The organism is Streptomyces sp. T39, assembly GCF_008042045.1.
Lineage (GTDB): Bacteria > Actinomycetota > Actinomycetes > Streptomycetales > Streptomycetaceae > Streptomyces.
The window spans coordinates 122,037-139,560 of the sequence record NZ_RDBP01000013.1; the positions used below are offsets into that span (position 1 = coordinate 122,037).

Below are 17,524 nucleotides of genomic sequence, written 5' to 3' on the forward strand. Positions count from 1 at the left end.
CCCCTCGGCCGTGCCGCGTACGTCATCTACACCTCGGGCTCCACCGGACGCCCCAAGGGCGTGGTGGTCACCCACGACGGGGTCGGCAGCCTGATCGCCACGGCAACCGACCGGATCGGCGTGGGACCGGACAGCCGGATCATGCAGTTCGCGTCCGTCGGCTTCGACGTCACGGTCTGGGATCTGATCATGTCGCTGTGCGTCGGCGGCCGTCTCCCGCGCCGTGATCACGGTCCGCGCGCCGGAGTCCGTGAGCATGTGGGCGACCCGGTCGTGGGGGTGGTCGGCGTCCAGCGGGAGGTAGGCGGCCCCGGCCTTCATCACGGCGAGCAGCGCCGCGACCAGGCCGGGCGAGCGCGGCAGCGCGACGGCGACGACGTCCTCGTCCCGCACGCCCTCCGCGCGCAGCAGCCGGGCCAGGCGGTTCGCCTGCGCGTCCAGCTGGGCGTACGTCAGTTCCGTGTCCTCGCAGACCAGGGCGACGGCGTCGGGCGAACGGCGGACCTGGGCCTCGAAGGCGTCCGGCCAGGACAGTTCGGGCACCTCGCGGGGCGCGCTGCCGAAGGTCTCCAGCAGCAGGTCCCGTTCGCCGTCCGTGGTCAGGTCGATGCGTCCGACGGGGAGTCCGGGGTGGTCGGCGAGGGCGTCGAGGAGCAGGCCGAAGCCGTGCAGGTGGCGGTCGAGGGTCTGCGCGTCGCACACGGCGGCGTCGGCGTCGAGGACGATGCGCAGGGTGCCGTGCGCGCTCTCGCCGACGGTGAGGGCGAGGTCGCTGACGGGCCCGGTCCACTCGCAGCGCAGGTCTCCGTCGACGTCGCCGAACGGCAGGGGGCCGGTGCCGGGCAGGATGTTGACGGTGGGTCCGACGAGGTCGGCGACGCCCTCGACGAGCCCGAGGTCCTTGGCGAGGTCCTCGGCGCGGTAGCGGCTGTGCGCCACCGCCTCGGTGATCCGGTCGCGCGCCTGGGCGACGAGCTCGGCGCCCGTCGTGCCGCCGTGCACGGCCAGGCGCAGGGGCACGATGTTGGAGACCATGCCGGGCACGGCTGCCGTCGCGGGATCGCGCCGGGTGGTGACCGGCAGGCCGAGCACGAGGTCGTGTGCGCCGGTGACCCGGTGCAGGTAGGCGGCGACGGCGGCCACCAGGAGCCGGGAGACGCGCACGCCGCAGCCGTCCGCGGCGGCCCGCAGCCGTGCGGTGCGTTCGGGTGTCGGTTCGGTGGTGCGCCGCAGCCGCCGGGAGACGAGCCCCGGGCCTCGTTCGACGAGGCGGACGGGTTCGGGGCGGCCGGCCATCCTGTCGAGCCAGTACGCGCGGTCGGCGTCGTGCCGCGCGGAGGCACGGTAGGCGCGTTCGGCCTCCACGAGATCGGCGAGCCGGGCGGGCGGCGGGACGGGACCGGCGGCGCCCGTGCCGTAGAGCTCGCCCGCCCTGCGGGTGACGAGGGCGACGGTCACGCCGTCGACGGCGATGTGGTGGTAGCGCTGGTACCACAGGACGTGGTCGTCGGCGATGCGGATCAGCGCCTGGGCGTGCAGGGGTCCGCGGGCGAGGTCGACGGCGCGGCCGCGGTCGGTCTCCATCCAGGTGCGCGCGGCGTCCGCCGCGCCGGGCACGTCCCGCAGGTCCACGACGGGGACCTCCACCGGCACGGGGGCGGCCCACTGGTGCGGGGTCCCGTCCGCCGACTCGCCGACGCGCACATGGAGGCACTCGGTCTCGCCGACCGCCCGGCGGACGGCGTCCGCGAGCCGGCCGAGGTCGACGCGGCCGCGGAGTTCGAGGGTGAACGACACGTTGAGCGCCGCGCTGTCCGGCTCGATCCGCTGCGCCAGCCACATCCCCGCCTGTCCGCCGGTGAGGGGTAGGCCGGCGGCTGCCGTCCGGTCAGGCTCGGCGTGAAGCATCGTTCGACTGGCCCTTTCGCGTGGAGTGCTGGGGACCCCCGGCGCGGACGGGCGCCGCCACCGGCGGGCGTTGGCCCGGCGGCAGCGGGTGCCGTCGTGTGCGGAGGTGCGGTGCGGTGTCGGGGCGGAGAGCGGTCGTGCGGAAGGCGGGCCCTCCGGGGCGCGGTGCCGGCCCCGGTCGCCCCTCCCGGGCCGGGCGGGACGAGTCGACGGGCGGTGCCGGCCCTGCGGGGCGTGCCTCACCGGTCGTGGCGCGGCGCGGCCCGCTGGCGGGCGTGCCCTGCCCCGGGCGGACGGAGGCCGTGGGGCAGCCTCTCGTCCGGACCGTTGAGCGCCGGCTGTTGCGCCCGCAGCGGGCGAAGACCCTAGCCCGGTGTGCCGATCTCGCCGGCGAGCTGGCGGGCCTCGTCGCCTGCCGCCTTGCGGCCCCGGTCGATGATCGACTGGAGGATCTCGCCGACCCGGATCGCGGTGTTGGACAGCAGCGACGAGGTGATGCCGTGGGTGTGCTCGGTGCCGCCCTGGAGGTAGATCCCGCAGCGGGTGTCCGGTGAGGTCACGATCCGGTAGTCGCGCTCGACGAGCGGGCGGCCCTCGGCGTCGCGGCGGCAGTGGGCGGCGACGTCACCGAGCAGACCGAGCGCGTCGGCCGGCCGGTAGCCGGTGGCGTAGACGACGACGTCCGCGTCGAGCGGGGTCTTCTCGCCGGTGACCAGTGACTCGACCATGGTGCGGACCCGGTCCGGGGTGTGGACGACGTCGGTGAGCCGGGAGACGTTCAGGAAGCGCAGGCGTTCGGTGCCGAGCACCTTCTCCTGGTACGACTGGCGGTAGAGGTCGTCGATCAGGTCGATGTCCACCACGGCGTAGTTGGTGTTGCCGTGATACCCCATCAGCTTGCGCTTGACGGCGTCGGGAGCGGTGTAGTACTCGTCGACGGCCGAGGGGTCGAAGATCCGGTTGGCGAAGCTGCTGTCGTCGGCGGGGCTGTAGCCGTAGCGGGAGAAGACCGCGCACACCTCCGCCTCGGGGAAGCGGCGGTGGAGGAAGGCCACGTTCTCGGCGGCGCTCTGGCCGGCTCCGACGACGATGAAGCGGCTGGGGCTGGTGCCGGTCAGCGTCTCCACCCGGGAGAGCAGGTCGCAGTTGTGCCAGATCCGGTCCGTGCGCTCGACGCCGTCCGGCATCTGGGGCCGGAGGCCGGTGCCGATCACCAGGTTGCGGGCGCGGTGGACGACCGTCTCGTCGCCCGCGCGGGCCGTGACGTCCACGTATTCGACGACTCCGTCACGCACGACGGGCCGCACGGCGACGACCTCGTGCCCGTAGGAGACCATGTCGTCGACCTTCGCGGCCGCCCACTCGAAGTAGTCGTGGAACTCGACCCGGAGCGGGAAGAGGTTCTTGTGGTTGACGAAGTCGATCAGCCGGCCCTTGCTCTGGAGGTAGCACAGGAAGCTGTACTCACTGGCCGGATTGCGCAGTGTCACCAGGTCCTTGAGGAACGAGACCTGCATGGTCGCGTCGTCGATCAACATGCCGCGGTGCCAGCCGAAACACGGCTGCCGCTCGAAGAAGTGAGCGGTGACCGCTCCCTGCCTGCCGACGCCGGCGTTGTGCTCGCTGAGTGCCAGGGCCATGGCCACATTGGACGGCCCGAAGCCGATTCCGATGAGGTCGTGGATCGGTGGTGCGTCGTCAGGAAGAGCCTGAGACATGTCACTCCCATCGTGCGGGTTCTTGCTCGGTCGGTCGCTGGTCAGGCGTGTGCAAGAGCGGGGTACACAGAGGGCCGGGCACGCGGGCAGGGCAGGGCGGGGGCACCCGGGACAGAACTTAGGTAAAGCTAACCTGATCCCGCGGGCCTGTCGATGGGACGACGGAAATTCCACCACCGGCTACGCGTCAACTTGGCCGGAAATAGGGCCCGTTGAAACCTTAGGTAAGCCTTGCTTTACTGACGCGGGTCATGTCCCGTTCCAGAGGAGGAACCCCATGCGGGTCGTCATGTTCGGCTATCAGACCTGGGGGCACCGCACCCTGCAAGCGCTCCTGGACTCCGAACACGACGTGGTCATGGTGGTCACGCATCCCAGGAGCGAGCACGCCTACGAGAAGATCTGGAGCGACTCGGTCGCCGATCTCGCGAAGGAGCACGGCGTTCCCGTGCTCATCCGCAACCGCCCCGACGACGAGGAGCTGTTCACCCGTCTCGAGGAGGCGGATCCGGACATCATCGTGGCCAACAACTGGCGCACCTGGATCCCCCCGCGCATCTACGGGCTCCCCCGCCACGGGACGCTGAACGTCCACGACTCCCTGCTGCCGAAGTACGCCGGCTTCTCCCCGCTGATCTGGGCGCTGATCAACGGCGAGCAGGAGGTCGGCGTCACCGCGCACCTGATGGACGAGGAGCTCGACGCCGGCGACATCGTGCTCCAGCGTGCCGTCCCGGTCGGCCCGAAGGACACGGCGACGGACCTCTTCCACAAGACCGTCGACCTCATCGCACCGGTCACCACCGGCGCCCTGGACCTGATCGCCTCCGGGCAGACGGTGTTCACCCCGCAGGACCGCTCCCTGGCGAGCTTCTTCCACAAGCGGGCCGACGAGGACATCCGGATCGACTGGACCTGGCCGGCCGAGGATCTCGAACGCCTGGTCCGCGCCCAGTCCGCTCCCTACCCGAGCGCCTTCACCTACCACCGCGGCCGGCGACTGGAGGTGCTCGCGGCGTTCGTGTCCGAAGGCCGCTACGGCGGCACCCCGGGGCGGGTCTTCTACCGCGAGGGCGACGGCGTGGTGATCGTCGCCGGGGCCGACGCCCGCACCGGACGCAACCACGGGCTCGCCGTGACACGGGTCCGCACGGAGAACGGCGAGGAGATGCCGGCCACCGACTACTTCACCTCCATGGGCGGCTATCTGACCGGCCGCCCCTGACCGCCGCCCGCGCCGCCGGGCCGGCCGGAAGGGGGACTCACCACGCGGCCTCCAGGAGGCGCAGGAGCGCGGCGGGCTCCGGGGGGCGGGGGTTCGGGGCGGGTCCACCGCAGGCCCGCCCCGACACTCGAACGTGCGTCGGCGCGGGCCTGGGTTGTATGCCTGACGTGTCGCCGGGAAGGAGGATTCGTAACTTCGGGAGGTTGATGTGCTGCGTGATCGGATCGGGTTGGCCGAACTGCTGGCGGCGGCTGAGGACGCCGCACCGGTCGGCTCCCTCGATGTCGTGGCGCGTGATCTGCGTGACCGCTTCGGCGCGCGATACGTGTCGTTCCTTTTCGTCGACATGGTCGGGCGGAGCCTGCTGCGGGTCAGCGAGGAGACGGCGGCACGGCGCGGTCACGGCGCCGAGCACGTCCCTCTCGCCGGCAGCAGTGACTACGACGAGGTCCTGCGGACCCAGAAGCCGGTGCTCTCGTCCCAACGGGGCCGGGGCGAGCGGGTGCTGGCCCCTGTCACGAACCGCGGCGACACCATCGGCGTGCTGGAACTGTTCCTCCCTCAGGTCACCCAGGACGTGCTGGAACAGATCGAGGAGGCCGCCCATGCACTGGCGTACATCATCGTCACCGACCGCCGGTTCACCGACCTCTACCACTGGGGGAACCGCACCACCGCGGTGAGTCTGGCCGCCGAGATCCAGCGCCAGTTGCTGCCCTCGGCGCCCTCCTGCGAAGCGAGGGAGTTCGCGCTCGCCGGAGCCCTGGTCCCGGCCTCCGACATCGCCGGTGACACCTACGACTACAGCGTCGACCACGACGCGCTGCATCTGTCGATCACCGACGCCATGGGCCACGACGTCGACGCCTCGCTCATGGCCACGCTCCTGATCAACGCCTCGCGGGGCGCGCGCCGTGCCGGGACGGGCCTCGCGGAGCAGGCCCTGCTGACCCACCAGGCGCTGCTCGACCACGGTCGCCAGAGCTTCGCCACCGGCCAGATGCTGCGCATCTCCCTGGACGGGAGCAGTGCCCGGCTCGTCAACGCCGGCCACCCCTGGCCCCTGCGCCTGCGCGACGGCGTGGTCGAGGAACTGCGCCTGGCCGTGGACCTGCCGTTCGGCGTCGTCGGCCAGCGCGCGTACCGGGTGCAGGCCCTCGATCTGCGCCCCGGCGACCGCCTTCTGCTGTACACCGACGGCATGCAGGAACGCCAGGCGAGCACGGTCGACCTGCCGGATCTGATCCGTGCCACCGCCGCCGAGCACCCGCGCGAGGTGGTGCGCACGCTGGTCGCCGCGGTCACCGAGGCCTGCGACGGCCAGGTGCGCGACGACGCCACCGCCCTGTGCCTGGACTGGCACGGCCCGGATTCCGGCGTCCGGCGCGCAGCCTCCGTGTCCTGACCCGGCCCCGGCCCCGGCGGGGCGTGCTCATGCGCGCCGTGACGACGACGCGATCAGAGGACGTCGTAGGTCAGGCGGGTCGCGGTCGATGCCGGGATCAGCCCGCGCCGCCCCGGGGTGCGGCGCGGGCCGCCGGTGAACAGCGGGGTCCCCGGGCCCGGCACGACGCGAGGTGCGGGGTGAGCCCGTCGGGCAGCCCGGCCTCGAGCGCCGAACCGAGCGCGGCGCCGCCGCCCATCAGCACGACGCCGAGATCCCCGCCGCCGGCCGACGCCGCCTCGGCGCGCTCGCGCGCGGCGGACACGGCGTCGGCCGGCCCGGTGGTGACGAACGTCCAGTCGAGGCCGGTAGCCGCACCGACTTGGGCACCGCGCTCGTCACGACGACGAACGCCGGCGTGCCGACCCCGCCGGCTCCGCAGCCCGTCGTGTCGTCCCACCGTCCGGCCCGTCGACCGTGTCGAACAGCCGGCGGCCCGGGACGACGGCACCCGAGCGGGCGGTCGCCTCACGCAGGACCCGCCGATCGCCCGACTGGTGGGCACGGGTACACGTCAGAACGGCATCCTGCCGCGCGTCCGCCGGCCCGCGGAGCCGCTGCGGCCCACCGCCTTGGAGCCGCTGCGGAACGGCTTGCTGAACAGACGCCCGAGTACGCCCGGCGCCTTCCCGCCGACGCGGGATCCGGCTCCCAGCGTCCGCTGGGTGCCGCGCTCGGGGTGCCGGGACAGGCGCGGGACGAAGAACGCCAGTACGGCGAGGACCACGCAGAGCGCGACGATGCCGACGATCATCATGGGTGACTCCTTGCATCGGGTACGCCGTTCGCATGCCCTGGCCCGGACCGGCCATGCGTGCACCCCGGACCCCGTACCCGGTGGAACATCGCGCACGGGCCGTCCGCCCCCTGATCCGCCGCACCCTCGCCGTCCTTGCGGGGGCGTACAGGTCGAGCGGCCGTTCACCAGCGGCGCCGCGGACCCACCCGCATCCCGGAGCCGCTCCGCCTCGCCTTTTGCCACGCATCCGCCCGCACGTGCCCGGACCGGTTCGGCGCGGTCCTCCCGGCGGCCGCGCGCGAGGCGGACGACTGCCCGCATCCCGCATCGCCGGCGCACGGGAGCAGAGCCCCGGCCGGAGCAGAAGCCGTCGCCTGCTCAGCCGACCCGGGTCCGGCCACGGGGCGGCTCGGACGCGGGGAGACCGTCGCCCGGGTCTCCCGCGTGGGTGTCCGCGTCGTACTCGGCGGTGCCCGGGGCGAACGTCGGCTCGAGGAACAGGTTCTGCCAGGTGGGGGATGCCGCCGAGTCGTCGGCGGGGCCGGAATGCTGCATGGTGATTCTCCGTGTGGTGAAAGGGAGTTCCGGTGCTCGGGGAGGCCTCGCGCGACGACGGCACGAAGCGGGCGTGACCGGCTCGGTGAGCGGGTCCGCCCCGGCAGGTGATGCGCGGGTCCGGACCGTGGTCCGTCGCCCGCGGAGCCCGTGGCCGCCCGCGTGACCTTCGGCGGGCCGGGCGGGACGGGCTTCCGCCCCGGACTCTACGGCACTCGGCGCCCCTCGCGTCGCGCCGGCCACCACCGCACGGGCGCGGGGGACTTGGCGGCATCCGGCGCGGCGGTGGGCGGGGGGACTGTCAGAGGCGGCTCGTACCGTCGGAGCGAGGGCACGGAGAGGCCGGGCCCCGGCAGGACGGGAGTGGCCATGGGCAGCATCAGAGTGGGCAGTGGGCACCTGGACAGGCTCCTCGCCGACAGCACCAGCGCGCACCGGGTCCCCTACCAACGTGCGTTCGCCGAGCTCGCGGACACCCACCGGGGCAGGTCCGCCGCCGAGATAGTGCCCCTGCTCCGCCGGGCCGCCGATCAGGCGCTGCTGGCGTTCACCCACGGCGACCTCGTCGAGCAGGCGGAGGCGATCAGCGCCGGCAGACGCTACGTCCTGCGCGTCACGGTCACCTGAGGAACCGGCCCGTCCGCCTGCCGGGCGCCCTGTCCCGGAGCCGGCGCCGAAGGCGCGCGGGGCGGAGCCGACCGGGCTCACCGGGCGCGCACCCAGTCCCGGGTCTCGCGCACGACGGTGAACCCGGCCGAGCGGTAGAGCGCCACGGCGGCGTCGTTGCCGGACGGCGCGGCGACCGCGACCGCGCTCGCACCCCGGTCGGCCAGGGCCGCGCAGGCGCCCAGCACGGCCTCGCGCCCGTAGCCGCGGCCACGGTGGTCCTGACCGGTGCCGACGGGTTCGAGGAGGCCGCATCTGCCCACCCCGGCGAACCAGCCGGTCGCAGCGGCGGCGGGCTCCCCGTCAGGGGCACGCACGAGGGCCTCCACCGCGAGCCCGCCCGCCGGAGACCGCTTCATGGCGCGCCAGTGCCCCACGGTGAACGTGGACCCCTGGAAGGCGGACCGGTGCACCCGCACCCGGCAGGCCGCCTCGGCCTCGCCGACGGGCTCGGCGCTGCACGACACCGGCCGCGGGCTCCACGACATCACGAGCCAGGACTCCTCCTGCTCACGCCCCCACCCGGGTACGGGCAGACCGTCGGTCCAGTCGTTGCCGGGGGTGAGCAGCTCCTCGGCGTCGGCCGCCAGCGCGTCGAGGCGGGCGCCGGGAGCGGTGGTCACCCGCAGTACCGGGCCGTCGAGGAAGCCGACCGCGGCCGGCGCCCCGCCGTCCGTCCAGAGGAAGACGGCCGCTTCGTCGTACCGCAGGTACCACCCCACGTCGCCGGGATGGAGACCGCCGCCGGGTGTGTCGGCCGGTGTCCACTCGCCCAGCGCGCGCAGCGCGGGGCCGGTGTCCGCGGGGGCCAGGCAGTGCCGTTCGATCGAGGCCATGGGCGGCAGGGTAGCCACCGGGCCGACGGCGTCGCGACGCGTTTTCCCGCCGCCGGACCGTTCCTCCGCTCCGGCCCGTGCGGGGGCGGAAGCCGAGCGCGCGACGGGAGAGGGCGGCCCCGCCTGCCCGGCGTGCGCCCCTGGCTGCCTCAGCCCGCCGACGGGCCGTCGACGGGGACGCCGAGCCGGCCGGCCACGGTGGTCAGGGCCTCGCCCAGCGGCAGCGACACCCGGGAGACGGCGTGGCCGTCGCCGCGGGTCGGGTCCCGGTTGACGATCAGCACCGGCGTACCGGCCCGGGCCGCCTGCCGGACGAAGCGGAGCCCCGACATCACCGTCAGCGAGGAGCCCAGAACCAGCACCGCCGCCGCCTCGCCGACCAGCCGACGGCAGTGTTCGACCCGCCCGGCCGGTACGGTCTCGCCGAAGAACACCACGTCCGGTTTGAGGATGCCGCCGCAGAGCGAGCAGTCCACCACCCGGAAGTCCGCGACCTGCTCGTCGGTGAGGTCGGCGTCGCCGTCCGGGTTGAGCGCCGCGGCCACCGGCTCGTAGCCCGCGTTGGCCTCCTCCAGCCGCCTCGCGAGGTCCCGCCGCGCGCTGGAGGCGCCGCAGGACAGGCAGACCACCCGGTCCAGCGCCCCGTGGAGCTCCACGACGCCCTCGCTGCCGGCGGCCTGGTGCAGTCCGTCGACGTTCTGGGTGATCACACCCGACAGCAGACCGTGCCGTGCGAACGCGGCGACCGCCCGGTGCCCGGCATTGGGCCGGGCCCGCCCGAACGTCCGCCAGCCGAGGTGACTGCGCGCCCAGTACCGCCGTCTGGCCTGCGCACCCCCGGTGAAGTCCTGGTACGTCATGGGTGTGTGCCGGCTCAGGCTGCCGCCCTCACCGCGGTAGTCGGGGATCCCCGACTCCGTGGAGAGTCCCGCCCCGCTGAGCACCAGCACTCCGCCGCCGCCCAGCGCGTCGACGACCGGCTCCAGGTCCGTGGTCCCCGGCAGCAGGTCGTCCTGGGCGGGGGTCCAGCTCAGCGTGGGGCGCATGCGCATGACGCCAGGGTACGGGGGAGCACCCTCGGGCGAAGTCCGTGCACCGGTCGGCGCAGCCCTGCGAGACGGGCTGCCGCACGCCCTGGCCCTCGAGCGCTCAGGGCGCCCGCGCGCTCGGCGGCCGTGACCGGCTGCCCTTCGCTCAGCCCGGGCGGCCACGGTGTCGGTCTCCTCCGTGACGAAGGCCGTGACGCCCCCGGCGACCCGGGCCCGCACCCACGCCGCCGTGATCCGGCCGCCGGGTCCGAGGTGCGCACCACGCAGGAACGGATCGTCGCCGGCGCCGTGCCCCGCGCATTCGGCGAGCGCGGCGCGGAAGCCGCGTTCGCGGTCGGTGGAGGCCGCGTTCGCGGTCGGTGGAGGCCGGGGCGTCGTGGTCCTCGCGCTCATGCGCACCAGCTGCGGACAGCGGAGCGTCTGCCCGGATCGCATGCGGATCGGTCAGCACCGGCCGCCGGGCGTCGGGAGGGGTCGACAGGTGGTCGGCGGCTGACAGCCGACTCGTCACCGGCAGGCGCGCACGGGCCTCGTCGCACCGCCCTCACCGCGGCAGGACCGGGGTGAGCTCGGGGCGTTTCGCGGCGCGCCCGTCGCCGGAGGAACCGCCGCGCAGGCGCCGTCGCAGCCACGGCCCGAGGAACGTGCCGGCCCAGCGCAGCTCGCCGGCCGCCGTCGTGTGCCAGCGGACCGCAGGCCCCGCCGGGAGCGGGGGCAGCGGATGGCTCCAGGCGTCGTCCGCTCCGGGCAGGCCGAGGGCGTGGAACACCGCCGCGGCGATCCGCTCGTGACCGATCGGCGCGGCGTGCAGCCGGTCCGCGCTCCACAGCCGGGGGTCCGTGACCACCGGGTGGCCGTAGGTCTCGGCCACCACCACACCGTGGCGCCGGGCCGCTTCGCGGATGCCCTCGTTCAGGGCGAGGACCCGGGAACGGACCGGACGGGCCAGCGGGATGACCGCGGCCAGGTCGGGGAACGTGAGCGTGGCGACGCGCGCGCCGGCGCCGGTCAGCGCAGCGAACATCGCCTCCAGATGGCCGACGACCTCGTCCGCGCGGAACGCGGGACGCAGCATGTCGTTCACCCCCGCGACCACCGTGGCCAGGTCCGGCCGCAGGGCGAGCGCGGGCGCCAGCTGCTCCTCGCGGACCTGTCCGGCGAGCCGCCCGCGCACCGCCAGATTCGCGTAGCACACCCCGGGGCTCTGCTCCGCGATGCGCTCGGCGAGCCGGTCCGCCCAGCCCCGCAGGCCGACGGTGTCGTCCCCGTCGCCGAGCCCTTCGGTCTGGCTGTCCCCCAGCGCGACGTAGCGCAGGTACGGCACGGCCGCCTCGCCCATGGTCATCGATCCCTCCGGCCCCGCGTCACGGCATCGAGCCCGACGCACCCTAGTCATCAAGATGACTACTCTCATTGGTGACTATAACCCTTCGCCCGGCCGCCCGCCGGTGGAAAACCGGCTGCGCGACGACGCCCGGTCACCTCACACTGGGCGGGTCCGGCCCCCGCCTTCCACGGCGTCGCGGAGCGGGGCCCACATCCCCGTCCCGCAAAGGAACTCCGTCGCGTGCAGGCTGCCGTCACCGTCTCTCCCGCCCAGGTCCCCGACCTGCTGCTCGGACTCGCCACCGTGCGGCCCGTGTTCCTGTGGGGGGCGCCGGGGATCGGCAAGTCGTCGCTGGTGCGGGCCTTCGCGCACGCGCTGGGACTGGAGTGCGTCAGCCTCCTCGGGACGCAGCTCGCGCCCGAGGACCTGATCGGAGTGCCGCAGATCCGCGACGGGCGGTCCGTGTTCTGCCCGCCCGAGGCCATCGCCCGTGACGAGCCCTACTGCCTCTTCCTCGACGAGCTCAACGCCGCCTCGCCCGACGTCCAGAAGGCGTTCTACTCGCTCATCCTGGACCGCCGCATCGGCTCCTACGAACTGCCCGCCGGCTCCATCGTCATCGGGGCGGGCAACCGCGCCACCGACAACGCCCTCGCCCGTCCCATCGCCTCCGCGCTCGTCAACCGCCTCACCCACGTCCATCTGCGGGCGTCCTCGGCGGACTGGCTGGTGTGGGCAGGGGAGAACGGCATCCACCCCTGGGTGACCGACTACCTCACCGAGCGGCCCGACCACCTGTGGTCCCAGCCGCCCAAGACCGAGGAGCCGTTCTCCACCCCCCGTTCCTGGCACATGCTCTCCGACGCCCTGCACTCCTTCGGCCGGGACATCGGCGAGGACACCCTGCGGGTGATCGTGCACGGCACCCTCACCCCGGCCCACGCCGTCTCCTTCTGCGGCTACGCCAAGATCGTCCGGCACACCTTCGGCATCGAGGCGATCCTCAAGGGCGACGCCTCCTGGCCCGACCGCCTGGAGGACCGCGACCTGCTCTACTACCTGGCGGACGCGTTCCGCGGCCGGCTGGTCAGGGAACTGCCCCGGCAGAAGGAGCACGTCTCACCGGCCATGCGGCAGACCGCCCACCGCGCCAAGGCGCTGCTCGTGCGGCTCGCGGAGATCTCGGTCGAGGTCGCCCAGACCGTCATCGCGGACGACGCCGACGGGCTGCCCGTGCTGCCCGCCTGGTTCCTGGTCGAGGCCGCACGGGACATGCCCCGCCTGGTGGAGGCCCGCCGGTGAGCGGCACCCGCCGCGGCACGGGCAGGAAGGGCGACGCACCCGACCCCGCCGCCGAGGCGTTCGCCGCCGGGCTCGCCCTCGTCAAGCGCAACCCCGCGCTGGCCGCCGTCGACGCGAAGATCTGCCGCCGGAAGGGCTGCGCCCGCACCCCTGCCGGAGGGCTCGCCGCCGTGGACTCCGACGGCACCGTCCACGTCCACCCCACTCGCCGCGCCGAGCCGGAGACCTGGGCCTGGAGCCTCGCCCACTGCCTGCTCCACCTCGGCTTCGGGCACGTGCCCGCGGCCGGTGACACGGTGCGCGAGCAGCCGGACGCCTGCACCCGCGCCGCCCGCTGCACGGTCGTCAACCGCTTCCTGCAGACGTTCCCCGTCGGCCGCGCCCCCTACCACCTGCCCGAGCGGTATCCCGGCGGCGACGAGGACGAACTCGCCGCCCGCTGGCGGCGCGACGGCATCCCTCCCGCATGCCGGGACTGCGGCACCGCCGGCGAGCACCCGGACCAGCTCCTCGTCCCCTGGCCGGCATGGCAGGGAGCGGCGCCGCCGGACTGGGAGACCGCCTTCGCGCACGCGCTGACCCGCAGCGTGTCCGCCTCCATGGACGAGGCGGGCGGCCGCCGCGACCGCACCACCGGGGAGCGACTGCCCCAGCGCCCCTGGGACCGGGCTCTCAACTGGTTCGTCTCCTCCTACCCGCTGCTCGGCGGCCTCGCCGCCGGGCTCACGATCGTCGCCGACGCCGAACTCGCCCGCGCCCAGGACATTGCGATCGCGGCCGTCAGCGCCACCGCCGGCGAGATCTACATCAACCCCGTGCGCACCTTCACCGACGAGGAGTGGCGCTTCGTCCTGGCCCACGAGATGCTGCACGCCGCCCTGCGCCACGGCGAACGGCGCGGCCCGCGCGACCCGTTGCTGTTCAACGTCGCGGCCGACTTCGTCGTCAACGGCTGGCTCGTGGAGATGCGCGTCGGCGACATGCCCGAAGGACTGCTCCACGACCCGGAGCTGCGGGGCCTGTCCGTGGAGGAGGTCTACGACCGCATCGTCACCGACCTGCGCCGGCGCCGCCGCCTGGCCACCCTGCGCGGCAAGGGCCTCGGGGACATCCTCGGCGAACCGCTCGCGCACGGGCACTCCCGCCCCTACGCGGACCTCGACGACTTCTACCGCCGCGGCCTGACCCAGGGCCTCGCACTCCACGGCACCGGCGACCGCGGACTGCTGCCCGCAGGACTCGTGCAGGAGATCCGCGCCCTGGCGCACCCGCCGGTTCCCTGGGACGCGCGCCTCGCGCGCTGGTTCGACGCATACGTGCCCCGGCCCGAGCCGCTGCGCTCCTACGCCCGGCCCTCCCGCCGCCAGGCGTCCACCCCCGGCATCCCGCGGGCCGGCCGGTACTTCCCCCAGGAGGAGACCCCGCGCTGCACCTTCGGCGTCGTGCTGGACACCTCCGGCTCGATGAACACCCGGCTCCTCGGCAAGGCCCTCGGCGCCATCGCCTCCTACGCCGACGCCCGCGACGTGCCCGCTGCCCGCGTCGTGTTCTGCGACGCGGCCGCCTACGACGCCGGATACCTCCCCCCGGCCGAGATCGCGGGCCGGGTCCGCGTCCGCGGGCGCGGCGGGACCGTCCTCCAGCCGGGGATCGACCTCCTTCTGCGCGCCCCCGACTTCCCTCCCGGCGCCCCGGTCCTGGTCATCACCGACGGCTGGTGCGACGTGCTGCGCGTGCGCAGGGAACACGCCTACCTGGTGCCGGCGGGAGCGTCGCTGCCGTTCACCCCGCGCGGTCCCGTCTTCCGCCTGACGTGACCGGGCCGCGCGGAGCGGACGGCCCGCACGCCGCCGCCCACGACGCCGGACGGCCACCCGGACGCCGCCGTCGCGGCCCCCGGCCCCGGCCGTTCAGCCGGGCCGCTTCACGGTCCGCGCCAGAGGTTGGCGAAGGCCGCGTTCTCGATGGTCCGGCGCTGGCGCACGGCCTCCAGCTCCATGACCGCGTCATGGACGGCGGCGACCACGGTCGTCACCGCCTCGTCGTCGGGGACGGGCCGGTCGTCCGAGCCGTCGATGCCGACGGCTGCGGCGAGGGCCGTCAGCACGGCGTCGCCCTCCGCCCAGCGGGCGGCGGCACGGCGGCGGCCCGGTGTGTCGGCCGGCTCCACGTGCTGCGCACCGAAGAGCGAACGGCCGCGTCGCCTGCGGGTCAGCTCCCCGTCCTGCTCAAGCGCGCCCTGGTAGGCGGCTGCCAGGTCACGGCCCCGGCGCCACAACCAGTCCTCGACCCGCTCGTACGGCGGCCGCCGGGTGAGCAGCGCCGCCGCCTCGCCGAGCAGCCTGTCGTCCGGCGGCGGTGCCTCGCCGGGGACGATGCGGTCGCCGTCCACGGTGACGGACCCCGCGCCTGCGAGGTCGACCAGCTCGGCCCCCGCGAGCGCGAGCGACAGATCGCCCTGCCCGACGGAATGGTCCGGCTCCGGGTCCATGGCGATGATGAACAGGTCTTTCGCCGTGGTCATGAACGGCTCCCCTCGAAGACGTCGGCACAGCGGAACAGCGGCGAAGGCGCTCCGCCCCCTGCTCGGCCCGCTTCCCACCGCGGGACGGCCGCCACGATCAGTATCGCCCCGCCCGGCCGCCCCCGAGCCGGCCGGACAGGTCGCCGGCCCGAGAGGACGCGCCGCCGCCCGCGGTCGATCCGCTGGTAAAATGACCTCACGCTTCGACGTTCCGGGGTCCGCGCCAAGGGCGCGGACCCCCGTTCTTTGCGGGCGTCGGACCACGGGAAGGGCCCCATGAACGCGAAGCCGCCGGCACACCGGCACGTCGATGCCCCCGAAACCCGAGCCGTGAAGGCGCCGGGCGAGGACGCGGCACACACCCCGGCCGCCGCGCCGCCACCTGCCACGACCTTCGCCGAGCTCGGACTGCCCGCGGACGTGCTGCGGGTCATGGACGACTCCGCGGTGCGCGAACCGTTCCCCATCCAGGCGGCCACCCTGCCCGGAGCCCTCGCCGGGCGGGACGTCGTGGGCCGGGCGAGGACCGGCTCCGGCAAGACCCTCGCCTTCGGCCTCGCCCTGCTCGTGCGCACCGCTGGCCGCCGCGCCGACGCGAAGCGCCCGCTGGCACTCGTCCTGGTGCCCACCCGCGAACTCGCGCAGCAGGTGAGCGACGTCCTCACGCCGTACGCCCGGGCGCTGGGGCTGCGGCTGGCGACGGTGGTCGGCGGACTGTCCATCGGGCGGCAGTCCGCCTCCCTGCGCGACGGCGCCGACGTCGTCGTCGCGACCCCGGGACGGCTTGCCGACCTGGTGGCCCGCAGGGACTGCCACCTGGACCAGGTGCGGATCACCGTGCTGGACGAGGCGGACCAGATGTGCGACCTCGGCTTCCTGCCCCAGGTCTCGGACATCCTCGACCAGGTGCGGTCCCAGGGGCAGCGGATGCTGTTCTCCGCCACGCTCGACCGCAACGTCGACCATCTCGTCACGCGCTATCTGCACGAGCCGGTGCTCGCCACCGTCGACCGGGCGTCGAGCTCGGTGACCACGATGGACCACCACGTGCTGAACGTCCACGCCGCGGACAAGTACGCCACGGCCACCGAGATCGCCGCCCGTGACGGGCGGGTGCTGATGTTCCTGGACACCAAGGCCGGCGTCGACCAGTTCACCCGCCATCTGCGCGGCAGCGGCATCCGGGCCGCGGCTCTGCACAGCGGGAAGTCGCAGCCGCAGCGCACGCACACCCTGGCGCAGTTCAAGAACGGTGACATCACCGTGCTGGTGGCCACCAACGTCGCCGCGCGCGGCATCCACATCGAGGCGCTGGACCTCGTCGTCAACGTCGATCCGCCCGCCGACGCCAAGGACTACCTCCACCGCGGCGGCCGCACGGCCCGCGCGGGGGAGTCCGGCAGTGTCGTCACCCTGGTCACACCGAACCAGCGGCGGGACGTGAACCGGATGATGTCCGACGCCGGGGTCCGGCCGACGGTGACACAGGTGCGCTCCGGCGAGCAGCGGCTGACCGCCATCACGGGAGCCAGGCGGCCGCCCGTCGCCTCCCGGCCGGCGCAGGGCAACGCCCCGTTCCGGGGCCTGGGCAACGCGCCGAAGAAGGAGTCGCGCAAGACGGCGGAGGCCCGCCGGACCGCCGAGGCCCGCAAGGCCGCCCGGATCCGCCGCGGCCACTGACGGCCGGCGGACGTGGCCGGCCGCCGGAGGGTGCGTCGGGGTGCGGAAGCACCCGTGCCGCCTCCACATGACGGAGGGCCTGGTCCCGCACGGACGGACCTGTGCCCGACGGGCCCGCTCCTGACGCGGACGCGGCGACGAGGAACACCTCGCCGCCGCCTTCGCGGGCCTCCGGCCGGTCAGGAAGTGCGCTTCAGGGTCCAGCTGTTCGCCTCGAGGCTCGGCACGGCGGAGTAGCGGCAGGAGCTGGAGTAGTAGGTGCTGACGATGGTCCAGCCCGCGGGCGGCCAGGTGGAGGCACAGGCGTTGACCTGGGTGCCCACCGGGTAGCCCTGGAGGTCCTTGATCTGCTTGGAGTTGGGCGTGAAGCCCGAACCGCAGCCGCTGCTGTTCCACCACTGGACGTCGACCCACCCGCCGGGGGTCAGCACGCTGGCGCACATGTTGAGCGTGTCACCGGGCGCCGCGGATGCCGGGCTCGCGGTGAACGCGAGCGCGGCGGCCGCCAGCGAGGTCAGGATCCTGGAACGGGTGCGGGTCACGAGGCATTC

The 17,524-nt window shown here is 74.2% G+C and carries 14 protein-coding genes and 3 pseudogenes; 7 read left to right on the forward strand and 10 right to left on the reverse strand.

Going from position 1 to position 17,524, the window contains the following annotated elements:
- Positions 1-156 (forward strand): annotated as a pseudogene (locus tag EAO77_RS41365) (AMP-binding protein); the annotation flags it as partial.
- 87 nt (positions 157-243) lie between these two features.
- On the opposite strand, the pseudogene EAO77_RS17915 reads toward EAO77_RS41365, so the two are convergent.
- Both EAO77_RS17915 and EAO77_RS17920 read right to left on the reverse strand, forming a co-directional pair.
- A pseudogene (locus EAO77_RS17915) lies at positions 244-1,908 on the reverse strand (condensation domain-containing protein); the annotation flags it as partial.
- A gap of 365 nt (positions 1,909-2,273) precedes the next feature.
- Entirely contained in the window at positions 2,274-3,626 is a 1,353-nt protein-coding gene (locus tag EAO77_RS17920; protein ID WP_147989279.1) for a lysine N(6)-hydroxylase/L-ornithine N(5)-oxygenase family protein, read from the reverse strand.
- A gap of 277 nt (positions 3,627-3,903) precedes the next feature.
- Between EAO77_RS17920 and EAO77_RS17925 the strand changes: the two genes are divergently transcribed.
- Together EAO77_RS17925 and EAO77_RS17930 are read left to right on the forward strand one after the other, a co-directional pair.
- Positions 3,904-4,851, forward strand: coding sequence for a methionyl-tRNA formyltransferase (locus EAO77_RS17925; RefSeq protein WP_147989280.1), 948 nt, complete (start codon positions 3,904-3,906; stop codon positions 4,849-4,851).
- A gap of 208 nt (positions 4,852-5,059) precedes the next feature.
- On the forward strand, positions 5,060-6,256 hold the full coding sequence (locus EAO77_RS17930) for a PP2C family protein-serine/threonine phosphatase (RefSeq protein WP_147989281.1): 1,197 nt from the start codon (positions 5,060-5,062) through the stop codon (positions 6,254-6,256).
- Between the two features lie 53 nt (positions 6,257-6,309).
- On the opposite strand, the pseudogene EAO77_RS17935 reads toward EAO77_RS17930, so the two are convergent.
- The 3 genes and pseudogenes from EAO77_RS17935 to EAO77_RS38660 all read right to left on the reverse strand — a co-directional run.
- A pseudogene (locus tag EAO77_RS17935) lies at positions 6,310-6,786 on the reverse strand (dihydrofolate reductase); the annotation flags it as partial.
- Between the two features lie 23 nt (positions 6,787-6,809).
- Positions 6,810-7,052 carry a DUF6411 family protein gene (locus EAO77_RS17940; RefSeq protein ID WP_147989282.1) on the reverse strand — a complete coding sequence of 81 codons (243 nt, stop codon included), beginning with the start codon at positions 7,050-7,052 and terminating at the stop codon, positions 6,810-6,812.
- 360 nt (positions 7,053-7,412) lie between these two features.
- Positions 7,413-7,589 carry a hypothetical protein gene (locus EAO77_RS38660; RefSeq protein ID WP_187283289.1) on the reverse strand — a complete coding sequence of 59 codons (177 nt, stop codon included), beginning with the start codon at positions 7,587-7,589 and terminating at the stop codon, positions 7,413-7,415.
- Between the two features lie 369 nt (positions 7,590-7,958).
- On the opposite strand from EAO77_RS38660, the gene EAO77_RS17945 reads away from it, so the two are divergent.
- Complete coding sequence (locus EAO77_RS17945) at positions 7,959-8,216, forward strand: hypothetical protein (protein WP_187283290.1); 258 nt, start codon at positions 7,959-7,961, stop codon at positions 8,214-8,216.
- 77 nt (positions 8,217-8,293) lie between these two features.
- Here EAO77_RS17945 and EAO77_RS17950 read toward each other — a convergent pair whose 3' ends face one another.
- From EAO77_RS17950 to EAO77_RS17960, 3 genes are all read right to left on the reverse strand, one after another.
- Entirely contained in the window at positions 8,294-9,091 is a 798-nt protein-coding gene (locus tag EAO77_RS17950) for a GNAT family N-acetyltransferase (protein WP_147989283.1), read from the reverse strand.
- 149 nt (positions 9,092-9,240) lie between these two features.
- Positions 9,241-10,143, reverse strand: coding sequence for an NAD-dependent protein deacetylase (locus EAO77_RS17955; protein WP_147989284.1), 903 nt, complete (start codon positions 10,141-10,143; stop codon positions 9,241-9,243).
- A gap of 541 nt (positions 10,144-10,684) precedes the next feature.
- On the reverse strand, positions 10,685-11,485 hold the full coding sequence (locus EAO77_RS17960) for an SGNH/GDSL hydrolase family protein (RefSeq protein ID WP_410088573.1): 801 nt from the start codon (positions 11,483-11,485) through the stop codon (positions 10,685-10,687).
- A gap of 222 nt (positions 11,486-11,707) precedes the next feature.
- On the opposite strand from EAO77_RS17960, the gene EAO77_RS17965 reads away from it, so the two are divergent.
- The gene (locus EAO77_RS17965) at positions 11,708-12,769 is read left to right on the forward strand and encodes an ATP-binding protein (protein WP_147989285.1); all 1,062 of its coding nucleotides are present in this window, start codon (positions 11,708-11,710) and stop codon (positions 12,767-12,769) included.
- Positions 12,766-14,586 carry a DUF2201 family putative metallopeptidase gene (locus tag EAO77_RS17970; RefSeq protein WP_147989286.1) on the forward strand — a complete coding sequence of 607 codons (1,821 nt, stop codon included), beginning with the start codon at positions 12,766-12,768 and terminating at the stop codon, positions 14,584-14,586. Before EAO77_RS17965 ends, EAO77_RS17970 begins: the two co-directional genes overlap by 4 nt.
- A 107-nt stretch (positions 14,587-14,693) precedes the next feature.
- On the opposite strand, the gene EAO77_RS17975 is transcribed toward EAO77_RS17970, so the two are convergent.
- Positions 14,694-15,293 carry a GOLPH3/VPS74 family protein gene (locus EAO77_RS17975; RefSeq protein ID WP_147989287.1) on the reverse strand — a complete coding sequence of 200 codons (600 nt, stop codon included), beginning with the start codon at positions 15,291-15,293 and terminating at the stop codon, positions 14,694-14,696.
- Between the two features lie 276 nt (positions 15,294-15,569).
- On the opposite strand from EAO77_RS17975, the gene EAO77_RS17980 reads away from it, so the two are divergent.
- Positions 15,570-16,973 (forward strand): DEAD/DEAH box helicase, encoded by a 1,404-nt coding sequence (locus tag EAO77_RS17980; protein ID WP_147989288.1) that lies wholly within the window; start codon positions 15,570-15,572, stop codon positions 16,971-16,973.
- Between the two features lie 179 nt (positions 16,974-17,152).
- On the opposite strand, the gene EAO77_RS17985 is transcribed toward EAO77_RS17980, so the two are convergent.
- On the reverse strand, positions 17,153-17,515 hold the full coding sequence (locus EAO77_RS17985; RefSeq protein WP_147989289.1) for a hypothetical protein: 363 nt from the start codon (positions 17,513-17,515) through the stop codon (positions 17,153-17,155).
- Between the last annotated feature and the right edge of the window lie 9 nt (positions 17,516-17,524).